The sequence below is a fragment of the Dethiosulfovibrio salsuginis genome (assembly GCF_900177735.1).
Taxonomy (GTDB): Bacteria; Synergistota; Synergistia; order Synergistales; family Dethiosulfovibrionaceae; genus Dethiosulfovibrio; species Dethiosulfovibrio salsuginis.
Genome location: NZ_FXBB01000004.1, coordinates 72,952 through 92,720 on the forward strand (window position 1 = coordinate 72,952; position 19,769 = coordinate 92,720).

The window sequence follows — 19,769 nt, forward strand, 5'->3', positions numbered from 1 at the left end:
TTGACACGGACTTTTAGATTCTTTAGACTCATCGTAGCGGATATTTGTCTGAGACGATATACTCAAAGGATGTTTTGTTAGGTTTCCGAAACCTTGTCGAAGAGGAGGTATGGCCGTGAAGGTCTTGGATAGACGTCGTGGAATGTCGGTTGGGGTGCAGGTGGCCTCGGTGGTGGGGGTTATGATCGCCCTGCTTTTGGCGGTGGTGGTGGGGGTAGCGTCGGTTCGTGCCGGCAGGATGCTGGGGCGTACTATCGACGATGGAGGGCTGGGGTTCGTCGAGAGCCTTCAGGTCGGTGTAGCTCAGGAGATAGCCAGTCTTAGGAGATCCAACGAGTCTTTCGTCAACATTATCGTACAGAGGCTCGAAGGGAAGAGGATTTTCGGAAACGAAGACGTGGTACAGGTGGGCGACAGGCAGGTCAGTAAGATCTTCGTCATGGACAACGGCCTTCATCCTATAACCGGCGATCAGGCTATGGTCGAGGGTTGGCAGGCCGCTATGGACTCCCAGTTCTCGATTTTTCAGGTCACCGAGGAGGGGTTGATCAGGGTGGCCACGACCTTGACGGACCAGGACGGGAAGCTCCTGCTGGGAGGGCTTTTTGAAAAGGGCAGCACGGTGTATAAAAACACCGTCGAAAATAGAGGGGTTTACGAGGAGATAGTGTGGCTCGGAGGACAGCCCTACGCAGGGTGTTACAAAGGGGTGCCCGACGTGGAGGGCAATATCCGAATGGTTCTCTTCTCAGGGACCTCTCTTAAGCCAGTGGAGGACAGGGTTATGGCCGCCAGCCTAGGGGAGGGAAGCTACGGCCTGGTTATGGACGGCGAGGGCTCTATTGTCGCTCATCCCAAGCTGGAGCCCGGTGTTAGGATGAAAGACAGCGCTCCCGCTCTGTGGGAGGCCTGCGTGGCCAGCGGGGTCTTCTCCTCTCCCGAACCTGTGGCGCTGGAGTACGTCTTTAACGGCAGAAACTCCAGAGGATATATACAAGGCATAGAGGGAGTTCCCTGGTTTATCATGGTGGTGGTAAACGCCGATCTGGCCCTGGCTCCTGTCGGAGCTATGCAAAGAGGGCTTCTCCTCTGGACCCTGCCTTTGGCCCTGCTGGGGCTTGCGCTGTTGACCTGGATAGTGGTCAAGCTGGTGTCTCCTCTTAAGAAGGTGGTCGCCGTCGCCGACCGGGTCGCCGAGGGCGACCTTTCGGTGGAGGTAAACGCAGTTGAGGGGAGCCGAAACGAGATAGATCGGGTGATGGTGGCCTTCGGTCGCATAATAGCTGAATACCGTAAGCTGGTCACAAAGGTGGATGGCATGAACCGCCAGTTCGCCCAGGGGTCTCGGGCCATGAGCGATATAGCCGACGAGGTCCACAGGGCTCTAGGTTCGGTTGAGGGAGCGTCTAAGACCGTTGCGGACATGGTGGAATCTATCGCCTCTTCCGCCGAGGAGACCAACGCCGGGGTGGAGGAGGTTTCCTCCGGGGTTGCCAGCTCTACCCAGGTGGTCACCGAACTGAGCGAAAAAGCTCAATCGGTGTCGGAAAACGCCGTGCAGGGCCGTAAGGCCGTCGATGATGTTACCTCCGGAACCGCCGGGGCAGGTGAGGCCACCTCCAGGGTGGTTAACGCCATAGACGAGCTTGAGAGATCCGTAGGAGGTATCACCGGTTTCGTGAACACCATAGTTACCATCGCCGACCAGACCAACCTTCTGGCCCTGAACGCCGCCATAGAGGCGGCACGGGCGGGGGAGGCGGGCAGAGGCTTCGCGGTGGTGGCGGAGGAGGTCAGAAAGCTGGCGGAGGAGAGCAATAACGCCGCGTCGAGCATCAAAAACGTTATAGACAAGGTCCAGCAGGATATGTTAGTCGCCGCCAAGGATACCAAGGAGGCGGGGGCCATGATGGAGGACCTTCTTCGTCGGTCCGATCAGGCGGCGTCGGAGATCAGGGATGCGGCAGACGGTGTGGCATCTATGGCGGAAGGGATTCAATCCATCGCCGCGGCGTCTCAGGAACAGTCCGCCAGCACCCAGGAGATAGCGAAGTCGGTGGATGGGATAGCCTCTATGCTCAACAACGGCAGCGAGTCCGCAAAGGAGATGAGGACCGCCGGTGAGGTTATGGCCCAGAAGCTGAAAGAGCTTGAGAGCATAAGAAAAGGGCAGGAGAGGAGACTTGAGGAACTGAAGGAGCTGACCTCCGGCTACAGATTGAAGTCGGAAAAAGGTCTGGCGGAGCTCTAGGGTATCTCTAGAAACTCTAATCCTCGGAGAGATCGTTCCGACGTAGCCCATTTGAGCCCGTATACTCGACCTGCCGTCGTGTAGTACGAATGGGGCGACAGGACGTCGCCCCAAACCGAGGGGGCACAGGACGTGCCCTCCGAGGCGGTTCGTACGGAGCAGGCAGGTCGAGTATACGATTGGGCGAAACAGGGCGCAGGCGGGACGGTCTCTCCGAGGGGACTCAACGGTGAGTTTTTAGATGTGCCCTCTAGTCTTTTAGATCGAAAGGGATGGTGGATTTGAGCGTACTTTGGAAGGTCTCAGAACTGGGGCAGAGCATATGGTGTGATTTTATCAGCAGGGAGCTTATCGACTCCGGTGGGCTTTTGGATATGGTCTCCCAGGGGGTTCGGGGAGTGACCTCCAATCCTGCTATATTCAGGAAGTCCATAGGGGAGGGCCAGGAGTACGACGGTCCTATCTCAGCCTTCTCGAGGGCTGGCCTATCGACGGAGGAGATATACGAAGAGCTGGTCCTGGACGATGTAGGCAGGGCCGCCGATATCCTTCTTCCGGTGTTTCAGACCACCGGTGGCCTCGACGGGTACGTCAGCCTCGAGGTCGACCCCCGTCTAGCGGACGATAGGGATGGCACGGTGGAACAGGCGGTCAGGTTGAAGAAGCTTTTAGGCCGTCCGAACGTCATGATAAAGATCCCAGCCACCGAGGCAGGTATCGCCGCCATAGAGCAGGCCACCTCCTTGGGGATATCGGTAAACGCCACTTTGATATTCTCCTTAGATCAGTCGAGGAAGGTCAACCAGGCCTATATAGGAGGTCTGGAGAAGCGGCTGGCGAGGGGAGAGGACGTCTCGTCGGTGCGGTCGGTGGCATCTTTGTTCGTCAGCCGTCTCGACTCCGCCCTTGACCCGGTCCTTGAGGCCAAAGGCTTAGGGAGTATGGTGACCTGTAGCGGTGTCGATAACGCTCGACTGGCCTACTCCGGCTGGGGGGATGTTTTCTCCTCCTCCCGGTGGGATGCTTTAGCGGATAAAGGGGCCTGTCCTCAGAGGATGCTCTGGGCCAGCACCGGGACTAAAAGCCAGTCCTACCGGGATACCTTTTACGTGGAGGAGCTTATGGGGCCCTATACGGTGAACACCGTGCCTCCCGCTACCATGAAGGCCTTTATGGACCACGGAGTGGTGGAGGATCGGATAGGCAGAGATCTGGACGGTGCGGTGTCCAGGAGAGAGGCTATGGCCGATTCGGGCATTGATCTGGATCAGGTCACCTCTTCCCTTATGGACCAGGGGGTGTCCGCTTTTGTGTCCGCCTTTGACGACCTGATGGGTGCCATAAAGACGAAGGCTTCTTTAAGCTAGAAGGTCGGTGATATAGTTTGAAAATATCCACAAAACTTACAGGAGGGTTCCTCCTGGTAGCCGTGATCTGCGGGATCGTCGGGTTGTCGGGATACCGAGGCCTGGTAAAGGTCTCCGACGTGGTGGAAGAGCTGGCGGCGGTGAGGATGGAGGGGATGAACATAGTGTCCCTTATTCACACCGAGCAGCTTAAGATAGCCGAGGACTGTGCCCAGCTAATTCAGGAGGGCCTCCCTCCCGACAGTCGTTTGGCCCTCTACGGAGATATTTTCGATCGCTTTGGTAAGGCGGAATCGCTTATAGGTCGGTTTTCCGCCCTTCCTAAATCTAACATGGAGCAGCAGGCATGGGAGGGCTTTGCTCCCGCCTGGAGCGGCTGGAAGGACGGAGTCGACGGGTTTTTGGCCCTTTGCGGAAAGATGGACGAGCTTGGCATAGAGAGCCCGACCCTGTTTAAGGCGGATCTGGCGGTGCTTTTGTCCCTTCACGAGGACTGGGTCATAGACCTGAGCGAGGCGATCGTCACCCAGACTCCATTTATGGGACAGCTCGACCACACCAAGTGCGATCTGGGAAAATTTCTGGCGAGTTTCGATATAAACAACTCTCGACTGAAAGATATATTCAAGCTCATGAACCTCGAACATCAAAAGATCCATAAGGGAGCGGACTTCATAAACAAGCTGATCGGCCAGAAGGGACGGGTCCCGGAGGAGATTCTTCGTGATAGGCTGGAGATGGCCTACGTCAGCCGGATTCTCTCCCCTCTCTCGGTCATGAGGAGGCTCTTTAAAAACGCCTCGGAAGTGGCGGATCAGTCGGTTACGGTCTACGGGGAGATGGCGGGCTTCTACCGAGGGGAGATGGCCTTCGCTCAGGAGGCGGTGGCCGCCGCTATGGACCAGGTTATATCGGCAAACCAGAGGGAGACCGTCGCCTCGGTGAACTCGGGCAGAGAGGTGTCTTCTAGGGCGATAAAGACCTCCTCCGTGGCGGTCCTCGTGGGCATAGTTCTGGCTCTAGGCTTAGGCTTTATCCTGTCCAGAAGCGTGACTTCTCCGATAAAATCGGTTATCCGCTTTGCCGAGAGGGGCAGAGACGGAGACCTCACCGTGGACAGGTCCGACTTTAACGTCGGTAGCTCCGGGGAGATGAACGCCATGGCAGAGGCCCTGTCGGAGATGATGGAACGGCAGAGGGACGTGGTTCGTCAGATCCTCGACCGGTCCGGTCAGTTTTCCGACGGAGCAGGGACCTTAGCGGCTCTGGCGGAGGAGATGAACGCCTCTATGACGGAGGTCCAAAACGCCGTGGATAAGGTGGCGGAGCTGGCGGAGGCGGGAGCCGCTTCTTTACAGCAGTCCTCCGCAGGGATACAGGAGATAGCCGCAGGCTCCGAGAGGGCCGCCAAGTCCGCTCAGGACGCCGCCGATGCAGGAGAGAGCTCCAGAAAAAGCACCAACGATGCGGTGGCCCAGATGGCCAAGACCATCGACGATGTCCAGGGACTTGGCGATCAGACCGCCAGGACAAAGGAGAACATCTCCGATCTGGCTACGTCGGTTGAGTCTATAGTCAAGTTCGTCAGCACCATAACCACTATAGCGGACCAGACCAACCTTCTGGCCCTGAACGCCGCCATAGAGGCGGCTCGGGCAGGAGAGGCTGGCAGAGGCTTTGCTGTGGTTGCTGAGGAGGTCCGTAAGCTGGCGGAGGAGTCCGCTAAGGCCGCTCAGGAGGTCGAGAAGCTTATAGACATCCTTATAGATAAGGCCCGTAAGTCGGTGACGGTGGCGGAGGAGACCGAGTCCATGGTGGACGGCGTGGTCGCCCGGGCGGAACAGGCCAGGGAGAAGCTCGGATCGGTCCTTGAGCAGGTGGACAGGGCGGCGGAGGCCATAGGCGAGATAGCCCAGGTGTCTGAGTCCCAGTCTAAGTCCAGTCAGGAGATGGCCTCGGCGATAGAGTCGGTCTCCCGTACCATCGTCGATGTGTCCGATATGATGGATAACGTCAGGACCGCCACCGATGAGACAGCCAGGGCCTCCGGTGGGGTCTCCGACGAGGCTCAGATGATGTCCGGTCGGTCCGACGAACTAGTCGATCTGGTGAAGGCCTTTAAGGTGGACAGAGAAGGGGGCTTGGCCCCTGTGGAGCGATCCTGACGGTGTCCTCTATGGTCTTAGGGGGGGTGGCCATACTCGCCGGCAGCGTGGTTCAGGGCTGTGCTGGCTTCGCCTTTTCCCTGGTTGCAGCCCCTTTCCTCCTGTTTTTTCTGCCTCAGCAGGTGGTCATACCTATGCTGGTTCTGGTGAGTTTAGGGCTTAACGTGATGGTCCTGAAGGACTGCTGGGGCTCTCTGGATTTCAGGAAGGTGCTGCCTATTCTGGCTGGAGGGGTTTTGACCCTGCCGGTGGGCATATGGATACTCACCGCCCTCGATCCTCGGTCCTTTCGGCTGTTCGTAGGGGGATTTATCGTCTTGGTCTCTCTGGTCATGATGTCGGGATGGAGGAAGCCACTGCCCTACAGGCTGTGGGCTCTCCTTCCTATAGGGCTTGTGAGCGGTGTCTTGAACGGCAGTCTGTCTATGAGCGGTCCTCCAGTGGTGCTTTTTCTGTCCAATCAGGGTGTCGATAAGGACGAGTTCAGGGCAAACCTGGCGGCCTATTTCCTCTCCCTAAACCTGTTCACCATAGGGCTGTACCTCTATCGGGGCGTCCTTACCGGCCAGGTCATGATGGTGACCGGGGCCTACGTGCCGGTATTGCTGCTAGGGACCTGGATCGGCATCAAGGGAGCGAAGCTCCTCCCTGAGAGGGTTTTCAGAAAGATGACTCTCCTTCTCATAGCCGCGACAGGCTCGGTGATGGTGCTGTCTAACATGTAGGAACCTCTAAAAACGCTCATCCTCGGAGAGACCGTTCTGACGGAGCCCATTCGAGCCCGTATACTCGACATGCCGTTGTGTAGTATGAATGGGGCGACAGGACGTCGCCCCAAGCCGAGGGGGCACAGGACGTGCCCTCCGAGGCGGTTCGTACGAAACAGGCAGGTCGAGTATACGATTGGGCGAGACAGGGCGTAGGCGGAACGGTCTCTCCGAGGTGACTCAAAGGCCAATTTTTAGAGATGCCCATATAGATAAAGGAGGGGGACCGAGTCTCGGCCCCCCTCCTTTCGTCTATTCCCCCTGGTAGTCCTCCTGAGGCGGCTTCTCTATTTTTTCCCTGAAGATCCTCACCTTCTGGATTCTCTGTCCCGATAGCTTGGCGACCTGAAAGCGGAGGTTTTCCCAGGTTATCTCCGCTCCAGGCTCAGGGAGGGTCTTGAATCCCTCCAGTAGCCATCCGCTGAGGGTGGTCGACTCGGTTTCCGGTATGTCGGGATATTTGAGAAAGTTCTCGAAAAGCTGTCTCAGGTAGATGTCCCCGTTAGCCATGTAGACGTTTTCCTCTATCTTCGTCACGTTTTCCTTTATGTCGTCGTGTTCGTCGTAGAGCTCGCCTACCAGCTCCTCCAGCAGGTCCTCTAACGTAACTATTCCCGATGTACCGCCGTATTCGTCCAGTACCACCGCCATGTGGGTGTGGCTCGACCGGAGAATCTTCAGGCTGTCCATCAGGCTTGCGCTGCCCGCTATAAGAATAGGACGCCTCATCAGCTTTTTTACGTCCGGTTTTTCCCCCGCTATAACCGAGGCCAGGTAGTCCTTTTCGTATAGGACCCCCACTATGTTGTCCACCGATCCCTCATAGACCGGTATACGGGAGTAGTGGTTTGCCAGGATGAGGCCGGTCACGGTGGTGGGGTCGTCCTCTATGTCTATGGCGAAAAGATCCACCCTGGGAGTCTGGACCTCCCAGACCTCAAGGCCGTTGAAGTTGACCGAGTTCTCCACAAGCTCCCTCTCCGACGCCGGAAGCTCCCCTTCCTCCCCCATGGTGTCCACTATTCCCAGTAGCTCGTCGTGGGTGACGCTGGGAATTGGCTCCAGTCCTCCTCTGCCTTTTCTCATCGCCACGGTTACCTTGGTGGTAAACCAGCATACAGGGTTTAGCATTTTGACGAAGAACTTTACCATCGGTGCCACGAAGAGGGCGAAGGACTCAGCCCTGTCCTTGACCAGCGCTTTGGGCATTATCTCGCCGAACAGGATTATCAGTATGGTCATGAGGACCGTTGCGTAGACCGCGCCGATAGGGCCGAACATGGCGGTGAGCACCGCTGTGGCTATGGATGTTATCAGTATATCGACGATGTTGCCCCCTATTAGGATCGCCGATATGGTTCGGTTAAAGTCTTTCGCCAGTTCCATGGCCGTCTGGGCCCCTGGCCTTTCCTCCTCTATGAACCTCCTGAGTCGAATCTTGTTTACGCTGGAGTAGGCCGTGTCGGTGGCCGAGAAGAAGGCCGAGAGGGCGAAGAGGATCCCAAAGGCCACTATGAAGCTGAATATTGTGCCGCCTGCCATATATATTACCTCCGAATTTTGGTCGCTGATTCGGTCCATTATCCCACAAAAACCCCGCCTCTGTTATCTCTCTCTCTCAGGCTCTATGGATTCTTCTTCCTGCTGCTCGTAGTTTGCCCGATATCTCGGCTCTATTTCGTCCCTTAAACTCAAAAAGGCCTCCACCGTCCTCGGGCAGAACTGCTTCCCCGCAAGTGAAGCTATTTCGTCGAAGCCCCAGGATATAGGTCTGGATTTCTTGTAAGGTCTAGGGGTCACAATTACGTCGAAACAGTCGGCTACTGTGACTATCCTTCCCGCCAGGTCTATGTCCTCTCCTTTTAACCCTCTGAGGTAGCCCTTGCCGTCCCACCTTTCGTGATGGCTGAGGGCCACCGTTGCGGCGACCTTCAGGATGCTTGAGGAAAAACGGTTTAGGATTTTCCAGCCGTAGACGGTGTGCTCTTTCATTACGTCCCACTCTCTGTCCGTAAGTTTGTCCGGTTTCAGAAGTATGGAGTCCGGTATGCCTATTTTCCCCAGGTCGTGTAGGGGAGCCGCCAGTCTCAGGGCTAGAACCTCGTCCTCCGGTTCCCCTAATCGCCGGGCTATGAGGCCCGATAGCCATCCGACCCTGGTGGTGTGTTCGTATGTCTGGTTATCCCTCATTCTGGCGACCAGGTTTAAGGTCCCTATAAGGTCGGAGAGTAGGTTTTCGTTTTTCTCCGCCATTAAATCCATAGACGAGCCGTTTTTTACGGAGATCTCGCTTAGATCTTTCATCTGACAGGCGAACTTATGGCGATAGCGGTAGAATCCCGATGCCTTTAGGGCCATGTCCAGCCTGGTGGATATCTGGGCCTGGTTTATAGGTTTGCTGAGGTAGTCGTCCGCACCGGCGTGAACGGCCTTCTGGATCGTCTCGGTGGAGTCGTCGGAGGTGAGGACCATTATTACCGCCGGTATCCCCAGGGATCTGATCTGTCTGGTGGCCTCTATGCCGTCCATTATGGGCATGGTAACGTCCATCAGTATGATCTCCGGCCCTGGCTCCTTTGTAGCCAGTTGAACCGCCTCCAGACCGTTGGAAGCCTCAATGACCTGGTGCTCCATACCTCGGATCACCTTTGCCAGCACCGCTCTAGTTATCAGGTCGTCGTCGACTATCAATACGGTCGCCATATCTTATCCGCCTCCATTCTCCTTTTGTGAGCTCCCGTACGAGCGTATCTATCCCAGATAGCAGGTCTTTTTCAAGATTATCCAGGTCGGCTGGCTCTCCGTTTGCGACTTCCGCCTGAATGGATGTGCATATTTCGCCTAAAGAGCTACAGCCTATGGACTGGAGGGCGTCTTTCAAGGTGGAGCAGCTCTCCTCGGTCGCCCTCAGATCCCCTTCTCTCAGTGATTTCTCCACAGATTTGACCATTCCTGGCAGGACGTCCAGAAAATCCCTTATGATCCCCTCCAGAATGTCCTCCTGGTTTCCAATCATATCCAGTAGGTTTGAGAATTTTTCCCGGTCTATTATCTCCCAGAGAGGGGCTGAGGAAGGCCCCACGCAGCGATCACAGGTAAGAGCTGCTTTCCCGCTTCTCAGTAGGGCTATTTTTTTTCGATACAGAGACAGCCTTTGTCTACCTATACTCAGGAGTCTCTCCCTTTTTCGATGGTCCGACAAAAGCTCTTCCTCTCTGGTCTTTGTCCTCACCAGTCCGATAAGCGCAATAAACAGCGATAGAGAGAGGATCCCCATGTAGGAGGAGGATATATCCAGGCCTTTTTTGCTCAGGACTTTATCCTCCGGTGCTACCAGGTAGAGGGAGAGCGGAGTGTCCGGTATATCCGATTTTGCCACGAGGAGATGTTTTCCTCCTACTTTCAGTATATTCGGTCCCTGGGTCCCTTCCATCATCTGGAACATCGTGGAGGTCTCTCTCTCCCCAAAGGGGCTGATTACCCTTTGGCCGTTCCAGGTAGTTATGAAAACCTGGTCCCAGGGCATGGCGTTATGGGTCATCCTTATCCTCGCCAGCATATCCGACGGCACTATCCATAGGACTATCTGGGCCTGATACCGCCCTTTGTAGAAAAAAGGCCTCGAGATCACCAGTCTAGGGGTTCCCCCTTCCCACTCGGAGGTGACCCTTCCCTTCTGGTCCAATGTGTAGCGATATTTCGCCCAGTTAGGCGGAGAGTCTATAACCGAAGGCACTACCGCCAAAGGTCTGCCTCCGTCCAGTATGATCGCTATTCGACTGTATACCGGGTTGTCCTGAAAGGTGGTGGCCTGGAGCTTTTTCTTAAGTAGTTCCTGGATGTTTTCCTTGGCGGCCATCAGGCCGTATTGGGAGGACATTCCCAGGTCAATTCCCTGAAAGTAGGAGACCAGCTCTCGGCTGTTGGCGATGTCCTCTCCGTCCTGTTTTCTCTCGAACAGGACGTAGCTCATAAGGGTCGCCAGGTGATCCGCTCTGTAGGAAAAATCCTTAAGTCCCCTCTCTCTAAAGGCGTTTTTCTCCCCTTCGTTGAGGGAGAATACGGTTGCTGTGAGGATTATCAGAGCCAGACCTGCGATTATCCTAGCGGTGGCGATCGTCTTTTCCCTGTAGCTCATGGTCTAGTTCCGGTTGGACAGAAATAGTGGAAAGTGGTTAAACAGGCCGGGGTAGTATTTTGTGACCATCTCTCGATACTCCCCTTTCTCGATTAATTCGGCGAAGAAGGTCTCAAAGCTGTCTTTGAGTTCTTTGCCTTCCAGCGAGAAGGCCACCGCCATTGTCTGAGTCTCAGTTATCGGTCCAAGGACCTTTATCCTGCCCTGCCAGGATGGCAGGGAGACCAGGAAATCGGGGACGTCAAGGAGCAACAGGTCCGATACCCCTTTTATCATCGCAGGTACTAAGTCGTTGGTCTCTCCGTCGAAGTAAACGATCTTTCCCCCTTTTTTATCCAGGTCGTAGAGAAGGGGGTCCAGACAGGTGTCCTTTAGTCCCATGACGGTGGAGTTTTTTACCATATCTCTGGTCCTCTCTATATCGGTGGAGATAGACCCCGATGGCTCTATAGGCCTGTAGGGGTGTCTGGAGGTCGCCAGGAGCCATACCTGAGTCGGGAAGGTAGGAAAGGACAGGAGGAGAAGTTCCTCCCTCCAGTCGAGAACCGTAAGACCAGAGGCTATGACATCCCCTCTGATCGGTCTTTTTTCCCCCAGGAGAGCCTTCCCCTGGACTACCGACAATTCTTTGCCTATGAGGTCAGGTATAACGTTGTCCCAGTCGCTCTGTACGTAGGAGTAGGCGACTCCCAGATGATCGGCAAAACGCTTCATAAGCTCGACGTCCAGGCCATCCCCGGCTCCGGTTACGAACTTAGCGTAAGGGACCCCTAAGTGTCTCAGTTGCCCTCGGTCCAATACGTCCTGAAGTGTACTTCCCCAGGTCTGACATGTCAGGATAGCTATCGATGCGATAGCCAAGGCTGTGGCGTTTATAGTTCTCCTCATAGAAACCCCTCCTCTTTATCCCCTAATACGATTATACAGGGCCAGAGGCTTTAGACGCAAAAAGAGGCCCCTAGGGGCCTCTTTTTATCTCGCGATTTCGGTGATAGGATCCTGGTCCTCCAGGTTTCGTCCTCCTGAGACGATTACTTTGTCTCCTGGTGAGATCCCCTGGATAATCTCTACCCTGCCGTCGGCGGTTATTCCGGTCAATACTTCCACTTTATGGGCCTTTCCCTCTCTGCTGATCATCACCCAGGAGCTGTCCTCCAGGGTCCTGATAGATTCGGGGGGCACCATTATGGCGTCTTTAAGCTCTTTCTCCACGATGAAGACCCTGGCGAACATTCCAGGTTTTAGATCCGCCGAGTTGTCCACCGCCACCTCTACCTGGGTGGTCCTGGTGCTGACGTCGACGAAGGGCCTGACCCGGTAGACCTGCCCGTTGAGTCTGGTGTTCCCTACCGTGACGATGGCGGCCATGCCGTTCTCTATGAGCTTTGCGTGGGCTTCGGTGGCCTGGATGACCGCTTTCAGCCTGGTGGTGTCGGCTATCTGAACCAGCGCAGTTTGGGTCGTTATCATCTCCCCTGGCGTCCGGTTGTAGTCGTTTACCACCGTTCCCGGTATAGACGCCTTAAGGGTGTACTCCGACAGGTCCACCTGGAGCCTCTTGAGGTTGGCCTGATACTGACGGACCTGGGCCCTGTTTAGGTCGACGGCGGCCTTGGCGGTCCTGTAGATCGTCTCTTTGCTGTCTAGTTGCTGCTGGGTGGAGAAACCCTCGGTTACCAGCCTTTTGTACCTATCCCTCTCCCTCTGGGCGTTCTCCAACTCCGCCATGGCCTGGGCTACCTGAGCCTGGGCCACCGCTATCTGGGCCTGGGCCTGGGCTATCTGTGCGTCCATCTCCCGGTGATCCAGTTCGGCCAGAGGCTGTCCCGACTTGACCGGATCTCCCTGCTTGACCAACATTTTCATCAGCCTGCCGGAGACCCTGGGATATATGGTAACCTGGTCTATGGCCTCTAATGTGCTGTTCTCCGAGAAGCCTTTGTATACCTGGGGCTCCGTCACGATCTCTATAACCTCTACCCTGGCGGGAGGGACGGGATCCTGGGCTAATGCAGGGGCGCAGAACGGCCACATCGCTATAATTACCGCAGCATAGGCCACTTTCAGTCGGTTCAAGAGATATCACCTCCGAATGTCATTATAAATGGGACAAGTTCTCCTTCGATTCTCTTCAGCGTAGCTACCTTTACGGCGTAATCGCTTAGAGCCGCTGCGTGTTCCTGTCTGGCTTTGGTGTAGGACGCCTGGGCATCGAGGACGTCGATCTGAGAGCTGACTCCCTCCCTGTAGCCAACCTGGGATAGTCTGAGGGACTCGGAGGCCAGCTGGAGGTCCAAAGAGGTGGAGTTCACCGTCTCCTCGGCGGTCTCCAGGTCGAGCCAGGCCTGGGCCACGTCGCTGACTATAGCCTCCTTCAGTCGCTCAAGCTCCAGTTCCTGCTGGCGGTAGATGGCCTTTTGCTGGATGATTTTGCCTTTTGTCTCGTTTCGGTCCAGAAGTGGTATGTCCACCTCCAGGGCTATTTTCCAGTCGTCGTCTTCGTCTCCGTTAGCCGCTTTCGGGTCGTCCCAGGTGTAGGAGGCCTTGAGGTCGACTTTGGGCCTCAGGCCGCTGGCGGCGACTTGGATCTCGTCTTTCTGGACGGAGAGAGAGGCTATAGCGGCCCGGAGGTCGTTGCGGTTGTTCATGGCTCTCGCCAGCGAGTCCTGTCTATCGCCGGAGTACATGGTGTATTTTAGCTCTCCCTGAAACTCTATCTCCGAGTGAGGGTCGAGTCTCAAGGTGGTCAGAAGGGCTATTTTCGCCGATTCTAAGCCGTTCTCCGCCGCTATGAGCTGGGTCCTGTAGCTGCTCATCTGCTGTTCCGCCCTGGTCACCTCGAAGCGGTTTGCCACCCCGAGGGCCTCTTTTTTTACCACCTCTTTAAGGTGGTTTTCGGCGAAGGAGAGGGAGTCTCTGGCGGCGGCAACGTTTTCTCTCAGGTGAAGTATGTTGGAGAATTGCCTTATGACCACCAGAGCTACCGCCTCTTTCTGGTTCTCGACGGATTGGACCACCGAGACCTCGTAGGCCTGAGACTGACGGAGAAGGGCCGTCGCCTTTCCTCCGGTGTAGAGGGGCTGAGTCACCGTCAGAGACGCACCGTAGGCGTCTCTCTGCCCCGCCAAAGCGTAGTTGCCGTCCTTTCTGGTGTAGTTAAATCCCAGGTTAAGAGATGGCAGCAAGGCGGATTCCGCCACTATTTTAGCTGCGTCGCTTTTTTTTGTATCCTCCAGGGCTTTTAGGACGTCGATGTCCTTATCCAGAGCGGTCTGTACCGCCTCCTGGAGGGTCAGGTCCACAGCCAGGGCAGGCATAGCCCATAGCAGAGTGACTACCGTTGCCAGAAGGCAGGTTGCTTTTTTTGAGTTCATTGAGCCTGTTCGCTCCTCTCCAATGTTATCGATCTCTTGGGAAGGTTTCCGGAAGCCGCCATCCTTCTGCCTCTTATTACGGCGGATATTTTGGAGAACATCCTTTTCGTTTTATCCGATATGTCGTCCACTATGAGGTATATGACCGGTATTACAACCAGTGTCAGGAGGGTGGAGGTAATGAGTCCCCCTATTACCGCTACCGACATAGGCTGTCTGATCTCTCCTCCCTCGCTGAGCCCTAGGGCTATAGGCAACATTCCGACCATAGTCGAGCAGGTGGTCATCAGGATCGGCCTCATCCTCAGTGGTGCGGCCTCCAGTATGGCGGAGACCTTGTCCAGGCCCTGCTCCCGTCTTTGGTTGGTGAAGTCCACCAGGAGTATGGCGTTATTGACGACGATCCCTACTAAGAGGATTATTCCCATAAAACTCATGACGCTGAGCCTGACGTTCACCAGCAGCAACAGTCCGAAGGCCCCTGCGGTCATAAGGGGCAGGGAGAACATGACCGTTAGGGGGTGGAGGAACGACTCGAACTGAACCGCCATGACCATGTAGACCAGCATTATGGCGAAGGCCAGGGCGGTGACAAGCGACGCGAAGCTCTCTTTCATCGTCTCGGTATCTCCAGCCGGCGACATGGTGACCGATCCGTCCGCTGGGGCGTATTTTCTGAAGACCTCTTCCATCTGGACTATGCCCTCTCCCGGGGCGATTCCGCTCGTGTTAGCCCCTATTTCTAAGGATCTTTGTCTGTTGTGTCTCTTTATGACGTTAGGTGCCAGCTCCATCTGAGGGGTTATGAGCCCCGGTAGCTTGATGAGGCTGCCGTCCCCTCCTCTGATCGCTATGTCCGAGACCTTGTCGGGAGTGTTTCTGTCCCCTTCGTCCGCCCTGAGTCGGATGTCGTATCGATATCCGCCTTCTTTGTAGCTTCCGGCGTTGGTCCCTCCAAAGTAGGTCTTTATCTCAGTTGAGAGGCTGCGGATGCTTATCCCCAGGTCGTCTGCCAGGTTTCGATCTATAGCCAGGTTTATCCTGGGTTTGTTCATCCTAAGGTCGGTCGTTATGTCCACCAGGCCGGTGCTTCCCTTGAGGAGGTCTGCTTTCATCGATTCTCCTATTTTGGCAAGCTCCTCAGAGCTGTTACCCTGGAGCACCAGGGATATATCCGATCCTCCCCAGTTGCCCATTATAACGTCGACGTCTCGATAGACCGAGAATTTCTTCCTGTATTCCCCCATTATAGCGTTGACAGGAGGCCTTTGGTCTCTGGGGACAAGCTCAATGTTGAGGGTTCCCTTGTAGACCTCGCCGCCCTGGCCTGATCCAGCCGTCCCGTAGGTGTATACAACTCTGGGGTCTTTCCCCACCAGGTTTCCCGCCTTGAGGAGGAACGCCTCAGTCTGCTGGAGGGATGCGTCAGCCGGAAGCTCAAAGTCTATCTTAAATCTTCCTTTGTCTTCGCTTGGGAAAAATTCTGTGCCAAGCTTTGTTGACATCCATATACCCGATGCGAAAACACCTATGCCGACGGCGATGGTGATGATTTTGTGCCGTACCGCCGCTTTGAGGAGCCCCGAGTAGAGTCTTTCAAGGCCGATAAGAGGGGCCTCCATGATCCGAGATAGCCTGGTGTCACTCTGTCTTCCCAGTATCCTGGAGCACAGGAATGGAGTCAGGGTCAAGGAGAGGCAGAGGGATATGAGAATGGTCATGGCTACGGTTATGCCGAAGGTGTAGAAGAAGCGTCCTATGATGCCGCTCATGAAGGCAACGGGCAAAAACACAGCCATAGTGGTCGCCGCTCCCGCTAAGACGGAGAATCCGACCTCCGATGTGCCGTCCGCCGCCGATCTTATGCCCGTTTTGCCCATCTCCCTGTGGCGATGTACGTTCTCCATGACGACGGTAGTGCTGTCCACCACCATCCCGACCGCCAAGGACAGGCCGAGCATGCTCATGTTGTTTATGGTTATCCCCATGGATTTCAGGACCACCATGCTTCCCAGCAGGCAGACCGGTATCGTTACAACCGCCACGAAGGTAGCCCTTATGGTCCGCAGGAACAGGAACATTATGACCGACGTCATCATTATTCCTATCAGGATGTCTCCCTTTACGCCGCTCATAGATCTTTGAATGAACCGTGATGAATCCTGAACTACCTCAAGGGTTACGCCCTTAGGTGCGGTTGCCTGTAGTTTGTCCACCATCTTTCTGACATCCTGGGCCAAAGCTACCTCGTTGGTGCCCCTTTGCTTTCTTATCTGGATCAGTATGGTGGGATCTCCGTTGAAAAGCGCTACGCTCCTTTTGTCGGTGAAGCCGTCCTCGACCCTGGCGACGTCCCTGAGCCTGACCAGTGCTCCGTCCACTCTGGCCACCACCATGTCCTTCAGTGCGTCTATGGAGGTGTACTCCCCTGCCAACCTTATGCCGTATTCCTGGGAGTCCGATTCTATTCTGCCCGCCGGGAGCTCTACGTGCTTTTCGTGGATGGCGTTTTTGACGTCAGTAGCTGTGAGGTCTCTGGCCTGTAGGGCGGCTGGATTGAGCCATATCCTTATCTCCCTTTCCCTGAGCCCGACGGTCTGAGCGTTGCCGACCCCTTTGACCGTCTGGAGTCTCTGCTTGGCCACCTTGTCGACGTAGGTCGCGGTGGTTTTCTCGTCCGAGTCGCTCTTGACCGCTATGGTCATAACTGCCATGTCCGAAAAACTGAACTTGTCGACCACAGGGTCGTCGGCCTCGTCAGGAAGACTTCCCTTTGCCAGGTTGACCTTGGCCCTGACGTCCGAGGCAGCCACGTCCACGTCCTTGTCAAGTTCGAACTCTATGGCTATAATCGACGAGCCCTCGTAGCTGCTGGAGTCGATGTTCTTTATGCCGTCTATGGTATTTATCCGTTCCTCCAGGACGTCGGTCACGTCGTTGTCCATGACCGCAGGGCTGGCCCCTTCCATGGTGGTGGTCACCATTACGAAGGGGAAGTCCACGTTAGGCATCCTCTCCACTCCCATTGTGTTGAGTGAAAACAGTCCAAAGATTATCAGGGCCAAGGTGGCTATGATAACCGTCACCGGACGTTTCAGCGCAGTCTCTATGAGGCCTCTCATTCTCTATCTCCCCGTTTCACTATGCCGTCGAATAACAGGGACCTGAAAGTCCCTATTAGCTTTTCCCTGTCCATAGGCTTTTCAAAAAGCGTTACCTGTCTCATCGCCTCTATTATCCCGCCCTGTATCATCGTAGCTGCGGCCCCAGGATCTACGTCTTTAATCTCTCCGGAGCTTATCCCCTCGGTTATAAGTCCGGCGAGTATGTTGTGTATCTTTAGGGGCACTATGTTAGGGTCGGTCAGCTTATCCAGCGTAAAACACCGGTCCATCATGTGTCCTACGATAATGGCCCTTATGAGCTTTGCGTTGAGGTAAAGGTCCTCCAAGGCGAGGACGACGAACCTGTCCAACCTCTCTAAGGCGGTTCCGTTCCCTGACGCTATCCTCTGAAGTGCGTCGATGTACGGTTGAGAGAGCTTTCCCCTAAGGGAGGCCATTAGCTCCGTCTTGTCCTGAAAGTAGTTGTATATGGTCCCCTTGGCTACCCCTGCCCTGGCGGCCACCCTGTCCATGGTGGTCCCGTCCCACCCGTGTTCCGCCAGGACCATCCTGGTTGCCTCGAGAAGGCTTTCCCTCATTATGTCCTCCAGCAGCTCTTTTCTCTTTTTGTTGATCTTTCCCGCCACGCCCTCACCTCTCTTTGTCCCGATGAACGTTGGTCATTGTACTGACTATCGGTCAACAGGTCAACGTAAAAAAACGTAAAAAGAACGGCCTCTCCGTTGTGTTAGAGGGGCCGTTCTCAGTAGTTTTCTCTTCAAGAAGTCCTTTTGCGGGGTGTTTCTCCGATACCGAGGCCTAGCTTCTGGCTACCGCCTCGATTTCTCCTCCGGCTGAGCCGGTGAATGCCTGTGTTATCTCTGGACCCGTCCAGATGCGTCTCCACCGCCCCTGGGATCGTCATGGTCACCTCGATGGCTCTGATGCCCCCCTTATACACAGCGTTCGACAGGGCCATTCCCTGTTTTTCGTCCTTTCCCCTGATAACCGCTACGATTCCCGATTCACCTATGGCCCTCAGGATATCGCCTTTGCCCTCCGGCACGGTCATCTTCCTCCTTCTACTTGGTCTGTTCCGTCTATAAGCTTGGAGATATTCTCCGCCGCTTTCTTGACCGCCTCTCCCAGGGACGGCACGTCCCCTTCGTCCAGCCTGTAGGCCGGGATAGAGACGCTTATGGCCCCTATGGGGCGATGCTTTCCCCTCAGGATGGCCGAGCCTATACACCTTATGCCTTCCTCGTTTTCCTGGTTTTCCCAGCCGTAGCCCCTGAGCCGTATATCGTCCAAAAGGGCCTCCAGTTCCTCCCTTGTGGCTATGGTGGAGGTCGTCTTTTTCTCGAAAGTCGCTTTTTCCAGGTAGCTATCAAGAGATTCTTTATCCATAGCCGCCATTATGGACCGACCGGCGGCGGTGGTGTGGAGGCAGAGCTCCGCCCCTATGCGGGACCTCATGCCCACAGGATGGGGACTCTCGAGCTTGTCGACGTAGTAGGCGGTCTCTCCGTCGTAGGCTGTCAGGTGAACCGTCTCCTTTGTGGCCTCCCACAGCTTTTTTATCACCGGATGGGCGAGGTGGGGCAGCACCGATCTGGCCCTAAAAGAGTCGGACCAGTAGAGCACCGCCGGGCCGATAGAGTATCCTCCGTCGTCCCCCTGGACAACGACCTTTTTGTTCCCAAGGGTCTGGAGTATTCGGTGTACCGTGGCTTTAGGCAGACCTGTTCCCTCGGCTATATCGGTTATTCCGGTCCTGCCGGGGGTCCTGGCCATATGGTCCAGCACCCCAAGGGCCCTCTCTAAAACACGGATTCCTCCGTTTTCGGACATTTGTCTTTACCTCTCGGCATTAAGATTTGCCTGATGGAACAGATAAAGCATATCTCTCAAAGCCAGTTCCGTCAAGAGTTTATCCTTTTCACTGAATGGAAAAAGGCGAAGATCTCAAGGATCTTCGCCTTTTTGGGGGTGTCTCTAAAAACTCACTTTTTATCCCCCTTTATGAGGGTCTTGCCTATGGAGTAGGCCCTGGCTATTTCCTCCCCAAGTCCGTAGTACCTGCCGAATCCCGGCATGAATATTATGGGCTTTACTATCTTGGGGTCCGGGCGGTTCTGCTTGTCCAGGCAGCTTTCGTCCACAAAACAGGCCAGGACCTCACCTATGAACTGGACGTGAGAGCCTATTTCCACGGTCTGGACCAGTTTGCATTCGATGGAGATGGGAAACTCCTCGATGGTCGGAGCGTCCACGGAGGTCCCTCTCGTGGCTGTCAATCCTGTCATAGCGAACTTGTCGAACTCCGAGCCCGATATCATGCCGAAAAGGTCCGCCTCCGCAACGAACCTCTCGGAGGGTATGTTTACCGTGAAGGCCTTTCGCTCCTCTAAGGCGAGAAAGGTGTGTCTCTCCCGCCTTACGGATATCGCAATGGAGGGCGGCGTTGAGGCACAGACTCCACCCCAGGCGGCGGCCATAGCGTTAGGTTTCCCCTCTCCGTCGTAGGTCGCCACTATCAGGTCCGGTGCGGGGTAAAGAGGGGTGGTGGTTTTCCCTATGTCTATTTTCATGATTATGTCTCC

Annotated in this window: 15 protein-coding genes; 4 read left to right on the forward strand and 11 right to left on the reverse strand. The window is 55.5% G+C overall.

Annotation, left to right across the window (positions count from 1 at the left end; all coding sequences use genetic code 11):
* Nucleotides 1-115: 115 nt before the first annotated feature.
* The 4 genes from B9Y55_RS02990 (at nt 116) to B9Y55_RS03005 (ending at nt 6,508) form a co-directional block, all read left to right on the forward strand.
* On the forward strand, nt 116-2,251 hold the full coding sequence (locus tag B9Y55_RS02990; RefSeq protein WP_234986111.1) for a methyl-accepting chemotaxis protein: 2,136 nt from the start codon (nt 116-118) through the stop codon (nt 2,249-2,251).
* 272 nt (nt 2,252-2,523) lie between these two features.
* The gene (tal, locus tag B9Y55_RS02995; RefSeq protein ID WP_085543879.1) at nt 2,524-3,618 is read left to right on the forward strand and encodes a transaldolase; all 1,095 of its coding nucleotides are present in this window, start codon (nt 2,524-2,526) and stop codon (nt 3,616-3,618) included.
* A gap of 17 nt (nt 3,619-3,635) precedes the next feature.
* Nucleotides 3,636-5,783 (forward strand): methyl-accepting chemotaxis protein, encoded by a 2,148-nt coding sequence (locus B9Y55_RS03000; RefSeq protein WP_085543880.1) that lies wholly within the window; start codon nt 3,636-3,638, stop codon nt 5,781-5,783.
* A gap of 11 nt (nt 5,784-5,794) precedes the next feature.
* A complete protein-coding gene (locus B9Y55_RS03005; protein ID WP_234986114.1) occupies nt 5,795-6,508 on the forward strand; it encodes a sulfite exporter TauE/SafE family protein in 714 nt (237 codons plus the stop codon).
* A 294-nt stretch (nt 6,509-6,802) separates the two neighbouring features.
* Here the strand turns inward: B9Y55_RS03005 and B9Y55_RS03010 are convergent, their stop codons facing one another.
* The 11 genes from B9Y55_RS03010 to B9Y55_RS03060 all read right to left on the reverse strand — a co-directional run bounded on the left by B9Y55_RS03010 (nt 6,803) and on the right by B9Y55_RS03060 (nt 19,757).
* Nucleotides 6,803-8,092, reverse strand: coding sequence for a hemolysin family protein (locus B9Y55_RS03010; RefSeq protein WP_085543882.1), 1,290 nt, complete (start codon nt 8,090-8,092; stop codon nt 6,803-6,805).
* A gap of 63 nt (nt 8,093-8,155) precedes the next feature.
* The gene (locus B9Y55_RS03015; RefSeq protein WP_085543883.1) at nt 8,156-9,253 is read right to left on the reverse strand and encodes a response regulator; all 1,098 of its coding nucleotides are present in this window, start codon (nt 9,251-9,253) and stop codon (nt 8,156-8,158) included.
* Nucleotides 9,213-10,688, reverse strand: coding sequence for a hypothetical protein (locus tag B9Y55_RS03020; RefSeq protein WP_085543884.1), 1,476 nt, complete (start codon nt 10,686-10,688; stop codon nt 9,213-9,215). The genes B9Y55_RS03015 and B9Y55_RS03020 overlap by 41 nt, the downstream gene beginning before the upstream one ends.
* A 3-nt stretch (nt 10,689-10,691) precedes the next feature.
* Nucleotides 10,692-11,576, reverse strand: a complete 885-nt coding sequence (locus B9Y55_RS03025; protein ID WP_085543885.1) for a type 2 periplasmic-binding domain-containing protein — start codon at nt 11,574-11,576, stop codon at nt 10,692-10,694.
* Between the two features lie 84 nt (nt 11,577-11,660).
* Entirely contained in the window at nt 11,661-12,764 is a 1,104-nt protein-coding gene (locus B9Y55_RS03030; protein ID WP_085543886.1) for an efflux RND transporter periplasmic adaptor subunit, read from the reverse strand.
* The gene (locus B9Y55_RS03035) at nt 12,761-14,062 is read right to left on the reverse strand and encodes a TolC family protein (RefSeq protein ID WP_085543887.1); all 1,302 of its coding nucleotides are present in this window, start codon (nt 14,060-14,062) and stop codon (nt 12,761-12,763) included. Before B9Y55_RS03035 ends, B9Y55_RS03030 begins: the two co-directional genes overlap by 4 nt.
* Nucleotides 14,059-17,184, reverse strand: a complete 3,126-nt coding sequence (locus B9Y55_RS03040; protein WP_085543888.1) for an efflux RND transporter permease subunit — start codon at nt 17,182-17,184, stop codon at nt 14,059-14,061. Before B9Y55_RS03040 ends, B9Y55_RS03035 begins: the two co-directional genes overlap by 4 nt.
* Nucleotides 17,181-17,813 (reverse strand): TetR/AcrR family transcriptional regulator, encoded by a 633-nt coding sequence (locus tag B9Y55_RS03045; protein WP_085543889.1) that lies wholly within the window; start codon nt 17,811-17,813, stop codon nt 17,181-17,183. The genes B9Y55_RS03040 and B9Y55_RS03045 overlap by 4 nt, the downstream gene beginning before the upstream one ends.
* A gap of 131 nt (nt 17,814-17,944) precedes the next feature.
* On the reverse strand, nt 17,945-18,238 hold the full coding sequence (locus tag B9Y55_RS03050; RefSeq protein WP_143340792.1) for a beta/alpha barrel domain-containing protein: 294 nt from the start codon (nt 18,236-18,238) through the stop codon (nt 17,945-17,947).
* Nucleotides 18,235-19,017 (reverse strand): IclR family transcriptional regulator, encoded by a 783-nt coding sequence (locus B9Y55_RS03055; protein ID WP_085543891.1) that lies wholly within the window; start codon nt 19,015-19,017, stop codon nt 18,235-18,237. The genes B9Y55_RS03050 and B9Y55_RS03055 overlap by 4 nt, the downstream gene beginning before the upstream one ends.
* 152 nt (nt 19,018-19,169) lie before the next feature.
* Complete coding sequence (locus B9Y55_RS03060) at nt 19,170-19,757, reverse strand: flavin reductase family protein (protein WP_085543892.1); 588 nt, start codon at nt 19,755-19,757, stop codon at nt 19,170-19,172.
* Between the last annotated feature and the right edge of the window lie 12 nt (nt 19,758-19,769).

Excerpts from the sequence above, each read along its gene's own strand:
- tal (WP_085543879.1), top strand. The coding sequence starts at position 2,524 with ATGGTGGATTTGAGCGTACTTTGGAAGGTCTCAGAACTGGGGCAGAGC.
- B9Y55_RS03005 (WP_234986114.1), top strand. The coding sequence starts at position 5,795 with ATGGTCTTAGGGGGGGTGGCCATACTCGCCGGCAGCGTGGTTCAGGGC.
- B9Y55_RS03010 (WP_085543882.1), bottom strand. The coding sequence starts at position 8,092 with ATGGCAGGCGGCACAATATTCAGCTTCATAGTGGCCTTTGGGATCCTC.
- B9Y55_RS03015 (WP_085543883.1), bottom strand. The coding sequence starts at position 9,253 with ATGGCGACCGTATTGATAGTCGACGACGACCTGATAACTAGAGCGGTG.
- B9Y55_RS03020 (WP_085543884.1), bottom strand. The coding sequence starts at position 10,688 with ATGAGCTACAGGGAAAAGACGATCGCCACCGCTAGGATAATCGCAGGT.
- B9Y55_RS03025 (WP_085543885.1), bottom strand. The coding sequence starts at position 11,576 with ATGAGGAGAACTATAAACGCCACAGCCTTGGCTATCGCATCGATAGCT.
- B9Y55_RS03035 (WP_085543887.1), bottom strand. The coding sequence starts at position 14,062 with ATGAACTCAAAAAAAGCAACCTGCCTTCTGGCAACGGTAGTCACTCTG.
- B9Y55_RS03040 (WP_085543888.1), bottom strand. The coding sequence starts at position 17,184 with ATGAGAGGCCTCATAGAGACTGCGCTGAAACGTCCGGTGACGGTTATC.
- B9Y55_RS03050 (WP_143340792.1), bottom strand. The coding sequence starts at position 18,238 with ATGACCGTGCCGGAGGGCAAAGGCGATATCCTGAGGGCCATAGGTGAA.
- B9Y55_RS03055 (WP_085543891.1), bottom strand. The coding sequence starts at position 19,017 with ATGTCCGAAAACGGAGGAATCCGTGTTTTAGAGAGGGCCCTTGGGGTG.
- B9Y55_RS03060 (WP_085543892.1), bottom strand. The coding sequence starts at position 19,757 with ATGAAAATAGACATAGGGAAAACCACCACCCCTCTTTACCCCGCACCG.